The organism is Trebonia sp. (genome assembly GCF_049794275.1).
GTDB lineage: Bacteria > Actinomycetota > Actinomycetes > Streptosporangiales > Streptosporangiaceae > Trebonia.
In genome coordinates, this window is record NZ_JBARCR010001151.1 from 1 (window position 1) to 8,310 (window position 8,310).

9 protein-coding genes are annotated in these 8,310 nt (G+C 71.1%); 4 read left to right on the forward strand and 5 right to left on the reverse strand.

What is annotated here, in order from left to right:
* The 3 genes from WA805_RS28465 to WA805_RS28475 form a co-directional block, all read right to left on the reverse strand.
* Positions 1 to 424: metallophosphoesterase family protein (locus WA805_RS28465; RefSeq protein WP_425243866.1), on the reverse strand; the 424-nt coding region annotated here is incomplete at its 3' end.
* Between the two features lie 10 nt (positions 425 to 434).
* Positions 435 to 1,202 (reverse strand): maleylpyruvate isomerase family mycothiol-dependent enzyme, encoded by a 768-nt coding sequence (locus WA805_RS28470; RefSeq protein WP_425240343.1) that lies wholly within the window; start codon positions 1,200 to 1,202, stop codon positions 435 to 437.
* Between the two features lie 32 nt (positions 1,203 to 1,234).
* Complete coding sequence (locus tag WA805_RS28475) at positions 1,235 to 1,696, reverse strand: MaoC family dehydratase (protein WP_422282495.1); 462 nt, start codon at positions 1,694 to 1,696, stop codon at positions 1,235 to 1,237.
* Positions 1,697 to 1,960: 264 nt separating this feature from the next.
* On the opposite strand from WA805_RS28475, the gene WA805_RS28480 reads away from it, so the two are divergent.
* The gene (locus WA805_RS28480) at positions 1,961 to 3,652 is read left to right on the forward strand and encodes a hypothetical protein (protein ID WP_425243867.1); all 1,692 of its coding nucleotides are present in this window, start codon (positions 1,961 to 1,963) and stop codon (positions 3,650 to 3,652) included.
* 180 nt (positions 3,653 to 3,832) lie between these two features.
* Positions 3,833 to 6,073, forward strand: a complete 2,241-nt coding sequence (locus tag WA805_RS28485) for an anthranilate synthase component I (protein ID WP_425243868.1) — start codon at positions 3,833 to 3,835, stop codon at positions 6,071 to 6,073.
* On the opposite strand, the gene WA805_RS28490 is transcribed toward WA805_RS28485, so the two are convergent.
* Positions 6,070 to 6,789: a dienelactone hydrolase family protein gene (locus tag WA805_RS28490; RefSeq protein ID WP_422338200.1), complete on the reverse strand. Its 720-nt coding sequence runs from the start codon at positions 6,787 to 6,789 to the stop codon at positions 6,070 to 6,072. The two genes, WA805_RS28485 and WA805_RS28490, sit on opposite strands and share 4 nt — an antisense overlap.
* Positions 6,790 to 6,867: 78 nt before the next feature.
* On the opposite strand from WA805_RS28490, the gene WA805_RS28495 reads away from it, so the two are divergent.
* Positions 6,868 to 7,698, forward strand: a complete 831-nt coding sequence (locus tag WA805_RS28495) for a helix-turn-helix transcriptional regulator (RefSeq protein ID WP_424558931.1) — start codon at positions 6,868 to 6,870, stop codon at positions 7,696 to 7,698.
* A 1-nt stretch (position 7,699) separates the two neighbouring features.
* Positions 7,700 to 8,047 carry an MmcQ/YjbR family DNA-binding protein gene (locus tag WA805_RS28500; protein WP_422324071.1) on the forward strand — a complete coding sequence of 116 codons (348 nt, stop codon included), beginning with the start codon at positions 7,700 to 7,702 and terminating at the stop codon, positions 8,045 to 8,047.
* Here the strand turns inward: WA805_RS28500 and WA805_RS28505 are convergent.
* The coding region (locus WA805_RS28505; protein ID WP_425243869.1) for a hypothetical protein at positions 7,976 to 8,310 on the reverse strand (335 nt) is incomplete at its 5' end. The two genes, WA805_RS28500 and WA805_RS28505, sit on opposite strands and share 72 nt — an antisense overlap.

Below are 8,310 nucleotides of genomic sequence, written 5' to 3' on the forward strand. Positions count from 1 at the left end.
CCCGCGTAGCGGCCGCGCCATCGCCGGAAAGCGAGAACGAGTAGTCGTACAGCGTGAACAGCGGGGCGATCGTCACCGGCCCGGCTGAGCCCTGCCACACCGGAAACTCGTCCTCAGGGGTGAGCACGCCGAAGCGGCGGCACACCTTCAGCAGCGCCTCGTATCTGGCCACGCCGCGTACCGCCACCGGGTCGGCGGGCAGCGTCCACAGCTCGTGGTTGCCCGGCGTCCAGATCACCCGCGCGAACCGGTCGGCGAGCCTGGCGAGCACGTACCCGACGTCGGCGAAGACCTCGCCGACGTCGCCGGCCACGATCAGCCAGTCGTCTGGGTGCTCAGGCCGCAGCGAGGCGGCGAACTCCCGGTTCTCCGGGTACCCGATGTGCAGGTCGCTGATCGCGAGCAGCCGTCCCGCCCCCGTCAACGGTCAGCCGTCACAGGGCCGTCTTCTCCTGCCACACCTCGAGCAGGGCCGGGTCGCCGAACACGGTCAGCCGTGGATCACTCCCCGGCACCCGTCCGTACGTGAACAGCAGCAGCTCAGCCACCGGACCGCGCACGGCCGTGGTCGCCTTCGAGTGCCCTCGCGACCACTCCACCCCGCCGCCGTCCGCGGCGATCCGGATCAGCCACTCGCCATCCGCGTCCGTCGCGTGCAGGTGCAGCGACGCTCCGGCCGGCAGCGACCCCAGGTGCTCCGACGGCCGCCGCGCGGTCGGCAGGTTGGCCAGGAACTCCTCGATCCCGTCGGCGGCCACCACCGGGTCCACGTCAGGAACGAGGCCGGCGGCCAGTTCGACGTCCGCCCGGTGCACGGTCGTCTCATGCAGCATTCGCCGCGCCCACCAGCCGGACGATTGCGCCGGGCCCCACGCCCAGACTGGGGTATCGGGCCCCGCCGCGCGTAGCGCGGCGCCGAGCGGCGCCGCCCCGGCCGCGAGCCATGACGGGTAGCCGGCCTCGGAATCCGGCAGCCCCACAGCCAGGTCACGCTGGTCGATCCGCGCTGTGGCCCGGGTCGCCACGATCTCGGTGGCCCACCGGTGAATGATCCCGGTGTGCTTGACCAGCCGCGCGACCGTCCATCCCGGGCACGTCGGCACCACAGCGGACAGTCCGGCCCCGGACGCGACCGAAGCCATCCGCGCGATCTCCGCCTCGGCCCGCTCGCAGAACCATTCGTGATCAAGCGCGTCGCCCACAGGCACAGGCTACTCCCGCCGGTGCGGCTCGCTCAGCCGTAGAGGCGGGTGACGGACTCCAGCACGCACACCGGCTTGTCGCCGCCCTCCCGCTCGATCACCCCGCCGGCGACGAGCTGCAGCCCGCCCCTGAACTCCTCCACGTCCACGAGCGTCGCGGTGAGCCGGATCCTGGACCCGACCGGAACAGGCGCGGGGAAACGCACCCTGTTCAGTCCGTAGTTGACGCCCATCTTCACGTCGGTGACCGTGAGGATCTGCGACCACATCGGCACGAACAGGGACAGCGTCAGGAAGCCGTGCCCGATCGGCCCGCGGAACGGGGACTCGGCCTTCGCCCGCTCGACGTCCACGTGGATCCACTGGTGGTCGTCGGTGGCGTCAGCGAACGTGTTCACCCGTTCCTGGGTGATCTCGAACCAGTCGCTGGTCCCGAGCTCCTTGCCCTTGAACGAGGGCAGTTCCGCGAGCGTGGTCGTGGTGGACGTGCTCATCCGGTCATCTCCTTAGCGTGTCGCGCGCATGGCCAGACGGTACGACAATTCATGACCAAGCGCGACCTTGCCTGCTCCTCGGCCTCGACCCGAGCCAGGTGGTGGCGGGCGCTGCTGTCCCGCGCTCTCGCCGGGCCCGCGCCCGCCGCGCCGGTAAATAGTTTCCGTACGGGGACCGACCGGAGGGATACTCCGGATTGTGGTCTAAATCCGGAATGTGCCTCCGCTGAGAGATGTTGCCCCGGATGGAAACCGGATTGCAGAATGCGCGTGAGGCTGCCGGCCGGGGGCTTTCTCCGGCATAGGGGACTGATCCTCGCCGCGGCCGGCGGGGCCGTCGCCGAGGCTGGACTTCTCACGCTCATCGCCCCGGCCGCTCGTCCGGTCGCGCCGCAGGTCACCGCCCTTCCGGTACTCGCCGCCTATCACGACCTGCGCTGGCTGTTCGCCGACAGCGGGTCCTGGCTCGGGTTCGCCGGCGTCACGCTGACCGTGTTGCTCGTCAGGGCGGCGGTGGACACCGCGCTGCTGCGGCTGGCCTGGCCGCGTGAGCTGCGCGCGCCAGGCCTGGGCCGCCCTTTCTGGTCCTGCATGGCGCTGACGGGGCTGGCCTGGGTGCTGCTCTCGCCGGCCGTGACGCTGGCGTTCGGCGCCGCGGTGCTGCCGTTTTCCTGGCCGTTCCTGGCCGCATTGCCGATCATGCTGGGCATCGCCGCCGCGCTGAGCCACGGCGGGGTGATCGTGGCCTGGTGGCGCCGGCTGCCGCCGCTGCGCTCCGTGCTCTGGCTGCTCGGCAGCTTCCTCGTGCTGTCGGCAAGCGCGGCGGTCATCGCGCACCTGGGCACCGCGGCGGCGCTCGGCGTCACGGCCGTCACCGGCATGGTCAACGCCCGCGTCTGGTACGGGCTAGCCGGAATAGCCGCCCGAGTGCACCCGCGCAGCCCGGTGTCGGTGCCTGCCAAGGTGCTGTTCGGCCTGCCGTTCGCGCCGATCGTCGCGTTCATGACACTCGCCTTGGTGGTCGGCGTGGCCCGGATGATGTTCACCGGCGCGATCCAGCTGCCGATCAGCACCCCAAGCCCAGTGGCCGCGGCGAACACGCTCAGCGGCGGAACGGCCCACAGCGGGACGGCTGCCGTCACGGCCACCCCCGCGACCGCCACAGCGGCCGCGGGCGCGGCGGTCCTGGTCGTCTCCGGCTGGGGCTCGTCCTGCTGCGACGCGGCCAACGGCCTGCGCGCGAAGATGCCGGGCGCGGACGTCCGCCAGTTCTCCTACGTCGGACTCGACGCGAGGGACTTCCCGGTGCGCCACGGGCCGTCCGCCGACGACCTGCCGCTGCCTGTGCTCGGCGACCGGATCGCCGCCCAGCTCGAAGTGCTGCACAACCAGACGCACCGCCCGGTGGACGTGGTCGCGGAAAGCGAGGGCACCCTCGGCGTCTACGCCATGCTCAGCCGCCACCCCGGCCTCCCGATCGGCTCCGTGGTGCTGCTCAGCCCGATCGTCGACCCAGGCCGGGTCAGCTACCCGTCGGGACCGGACGCCGCCTCCGTGTCCGAGGAAGCCCTCAACGAACTGAATCACCTGGCCGGCGAGATCTCACCGTACGGCCCGAGCGGCGCCCAGCACCTGCTCAACTCGGTCAGCGAGTTCGGCGCCAGGTACTTCGAGACGGTCGCCGACCAGTCCGGCAAGTCACTGCGCTGGCTGGCGGTGGTCCCGCTCGCCGACGCCCTGACCCTTCCGGTCTGCAGCCTCCCGCCGGACGTGGTGGTCGTCCCGGCTTTCCACGGCGGCCTCCTCGGTGACGGCAGCGTCCTGCCCATGGTCAGCGCCTTCCTCGAAGGCCAGCAGGTCAGCGGCACCCCAGACATGCGCGAAGCCGCCGAGGTAATCACGGGCGCGGCGGCCGCTTGGCAAATGCCCGACACCCGCTCCGCTTGCCCCGGCTGACTGATAGGCCCGGCTGACTGACAGGCCCGGCTGACTGATAAGCTCTGCCGCGATGAGAACTTTTGCTGACCTTCAGTGGTGGCGCCGCCCGTAGGCGGTGTCCGTAGCTGAGTCTGAGCGACCGCCCGGAGATGGCGGTCGCTTTTCGTTTCTCCCGCCGGATGCCGGGCCATACCTGACATGGAGAGGCCCACGGTGGACACCATCGAGTTGACAACCGCCGGCGGCGTGGCGGTCACCCGCACCGCCGAGGCGTTCGCTCCGGCCGAACTGACCCGCATTGCCGACCTTGTCGACCGCCGCCGCGGCGGCGTACTCAGCTCGGGCATGGAGTATCCCGGCCGGTACAGCCGCTGGCACATGGCGTACGTGAACCCGCCCGTGGAGATCACCACCCACGGCCGGTACGTCACCGCCCGCGCGCTCAACGACCGCGGCCTGGTCATCCTGCCGGCGATCGCCGACGCGATGCGGAAAGCCGGCCACGAGCAGCCAGCTGATAACAGCAAGAAGCGGCCGGAGGCCGCGGCTGAGATCACAGCGCCAGCCGAGATCACAGCGCCAGCCGAGATTACCGTGGTCGTGCCCGAAGGGGAAGGCGCCTTCACCGAGGAGGAGCGGTCGCGGCAGCCGACCGTGTTCAGCGTGCTGCGGGAGATCGTCGCGGCCTTGGGGTGCGCGGATCCGCATCTGGGGCTGTACGGGGCATTCGGCTATGACCTGGCGTTTCAGTTCGAGCCAGTGCGGCTGCGACTGGACCGGCCGCGTGACCAGCGGGACCTGGTCCTGCATTTGCCTGACGAGATCTATGTGCTGGACCGCCGCCGCGAGGAGGCGGTCGTGTACCGGTATGAGTTCGCGGCCGGCGGCGCCTCGACGGCGGGCCACGCAAGGGAGACGGCGGACACGCCAGAGCCGCCCGGGGACGTTAAAGATATTCCTGTCAATCCCACCCCCGGGGTGTACGCGGCGATGGTGGAGCGGGCGAAGGAGCGCTTCAAGTGCGGCGACCTGTTCGAGGTCGTGCCCGGTCACGTGTTCTACGGGCGGTGCGCGTCGCCGGCCGCGTTCTACGAGCGGCTGCGGGAGCGGAACCCGGCGCCCTACGAGTTTGCCTTCAACCTCGGCGACGGCGAGTACCTGGTGGGCGCGTCGCCGGAGATGTACGTCCGGGTGACGGGGGACCGGGTGGAGACCTGCCCGATCTCCGGCACGATCGCGCGCGGCACCGACCCGCTGGAGGACGCGGCGAACATCGCCACGCTGCTCGGCTCGGCGAAGGACGAGTCCGAGCTGACCATGTGCACCGACGTGGACCGCAACGACAAGTCGCGGGTCTGCGTGCCCGGCTCGGTCAAGGTCATCGGCCGCCGGCAGATCGAGATGTACAGCCGGCTGATCCACACGGTCGACCACATCGAGGGACGGCTGCGGCCCGGGTTCGACGCGCTCGACGCGTTCCTGACGCACATGTGGGCGGTCACCGTCACCGGCGCGCCGAAAACCTGGGCGATGCAGTTCATCGAGGACAACGAGACCGCGCCGCGCCGCTGGTACGGCGGCGCCGTCGGAAAGATCGGCTTCGACGGGTCGATGAACACCGGCCTCACGCTGCGCACCGCGCACATCAGCGGCGGCATCGCGGCCGTCCGGGCCGGCGCCACGCTGCTGTACGACTCCGATCCGCTCGCGGAAGAGGCGGAGACCTACATCAAGGCTCGCGCCCTGATCGAAACCCTTCATGAGTCGGAACGTAAGGTCGCGCCTGTAGTCCCGCGCGCCCCGGCCGCCGCTGGCGGCAGCCGGCCCCTCCGGGTGCTGCTCGTCGACCACCAGGACTCGTTCGTGCACACCCTCGGCGACTACTTCCGGCAGCACGACGCCGAGGTGACCACGCTGCGCGCCGGGTTCCGCGCCGAGATGCTCGACTCGCTCGCCCCGGACCTCGTCGTGCTGTCGCCGGGGCCGGGCCGCCCGTCGGACTTCAACTGCGACGACCTGCTGTCCGAACTCGACGCAAGGAACCTGCCCGCGTTCGGCGTCTGCCTGGGGCTGCAGGCGATGGTGGAGCACGCCGGCGGGGAGCTGTCGCTGCTGCCTGAGCCGCAGCACGGCAAGCCGGGGCGGATCGTGGTCCGCGACGGGACGTCGCTGTTCGCGGGGCTGCCGCCGGAGTTCACCGCGGCGCGTTACCACTCGATCTACGCCGAGGAGCAGGCCGTGAAGGGCGGCTTCACCGTCACCGCCGCGCTCAGCTCGGCGGACGGGCGCAGCGGCGTGGTGATGGCGATCGAGGACGAGGCGGCGGGCCGCTGGGCCGTCCAGTTCCACCCTGAGTCGATCCTCACCGCCGCCGGTCGCTCGGGCCACCAGATCATCGCCAACGTGCTGGCCCTTTGCCGCGCAAGGACCGGAGGCTAGGACGCGAGCAGCTCCACTATCCGCCGCCAGGCGTCGTCACGGGCCTCCTTGCTGAACGGCGGCGTCCCCGGCCAGAAGAACGCGTGCCCGACCCCCGGATAGCTGACCAGCTCGTGGTCGACACCCGCGGCGGCCAGCGCCGCGGCGATCTGCTTCCGCTGCCCGGCGTCGATCAGCGCGTCGTCCTCGCCGACCAGGTACAGGATCCGGCCGGTGATTCCCGGGGTCAGGTCCAGCGTGGGCGTGGGCTGGCTCATCGGGATGTCGGTGCCGGGCAGCCAGCCGCCGTACAGCACGGCGGTCCTGCTGACCGGCAGCCGGCAGGCTGCCAGGTAGCTCAGGTGGCCGCCGGCGCTGAACCCGACGACCGCGACCCGCTCGATGCCCGGCTCCGACTTCAGCCACGCGAGGGCCGCCGCGACGTCGGCCACCGCCTGGTCGCGTCGCAGCCGCTGCAGGTAGCCGAAGCCCTCCTGCCGCCCTGCGTCATCGCGGTCCAGCCAGCGGCCTGGTGCGGCGTCCCGGTGGTAGAACTCCGGCGCGATGGCCAGGAACCCGGCCTTGGCCAGGTCGTCGGCTACCCCGCGGATGTCCGGGTTGACCCCGAACAGCTCGTGCGCCACGATCACCCCGGCCGGTGCCGGGTTCGCCGCGGGCCGGGCCAGGTACGCCGGCAAGCTGGTGCCGTCTTCGACGGGGATGGTGATGGTTGCCATGGCTCCCATCGTCAGCGTCCCGGACAGCGGTAACCAGAGCCGTTTCTTACTGGTACTGCCATGAGTACCCTGGGGACCATGACGGCCGGCGGAGATCCGGCGGCGCTGGGCCAGCTGCTCAGGTCCCGGCGCGAGCGCCTCGTGCCCGCTGACGTTGGCCTGCCCGCGGGCTTGTCCGCGGGGCGCCGGCGCACGGCTGGCCTGCGCCGCGAGGAAGTCGCCATGCTGGCCCACCTGTCCGTCACCTACTACACGTTCCTCGAGCAGGGCCGCCCCGTGCGGCCTTCTGAACAGGTCCTGGACGCGTTGGCTTCCGCGCTGCGGATGTCCGCCGCCGAGCGGCGCTACCTGCACGTGCTGGCCTACGGTCCGGACGGCGACAGCGGTGCTGTCCCGGGCGCCGCGGGCGGGTCGGCGCCGCCTGAGCTGCTCGATCCCGCAGTGGCCGACCTGGTCCAGCGGCTCGAGCCGTTCCCGACTCTGGTCAAGGGCCGCCGCTGGGACGTCCTGGCGGCCAACCCCGCCGCGCGCGAGCTGTTCGGCGATTGGCCGGCGGGGCCCCCTGGCGAACGCAACCTGGTGCGCTGGATGTTCACCACCGACCAGGCCAGGGAGGTTTACCTGGAGTGGGAGCCGGAGGCCAGAGCGATGCTCGGCCGCTTCCGGCTGTCCGCCGCCCGGTACCCGGACGACCCCGATATCAGCGCCCTGATCGCCGAGCTTCAGCGCGACAGCGAGCATGTCAGGGACTGGTGGCCGCGCCACGACGTCACCGCTATCGGGGGCAGCGGCGCAAAGAAGCTCCGCCACCCCCGGCTCGGCCCTGTCGAGTACTCCCACGCGGTCCTTCAGGTCGCCGACCACCCGGACCAGACCCTGGTCACCTACTCACTGGTCACCGGGAGCTGACGTGGTCACGGCGGCGGACGTGCGCGCGGTGGCGATGTCGCTGCCGCGCACTTCCGAGCACCTGATCCACGACCACGTCAAGTTCCGGGTCGGCAAGATCGTCTACGTGGCGATCTCGCCCGACGAGTCGACGATGGGCTTCGGGTTCCCGAAAGAGGAACGGGCCGCGCTGATCGCGGCCGAGCCGGACAAGTTCGCCATGCCGCGGCTGTCCGACCAGCGCTTCCACTGGGTGCACGCGCGAATGGCGGCGCTAAGCCGCGAAGAAATGCGCGAACTAGTCACGGACGCCTGGCGGATGGTCATCCCGAAGAAAATCGCCGCGGCCCACCTGGACAGGCAGGTGTAAGGACCAGGCATCCGCCGGGGGCCAGGGGCGGGCGGCTAGCACGGACAGGTTCAGGGACAGCAGCGTGTCTTCCATCTTCGGCAGCGCGTCGGTCTGGCCGTTGCGCACGGCGGTCCGCACGAGCTTGGCGATGGCGCCCGCGATCGCCAGGTAGACGTCATCGGGGACGGCGGGCCAGTCCGGGTGCCGCGCCCGCGCCCGGCGGTGCCAGGTGGCGGTCATTTCCGCGAACCGGCGTTCCGCCGCGTCGAAGCGCGCGACCG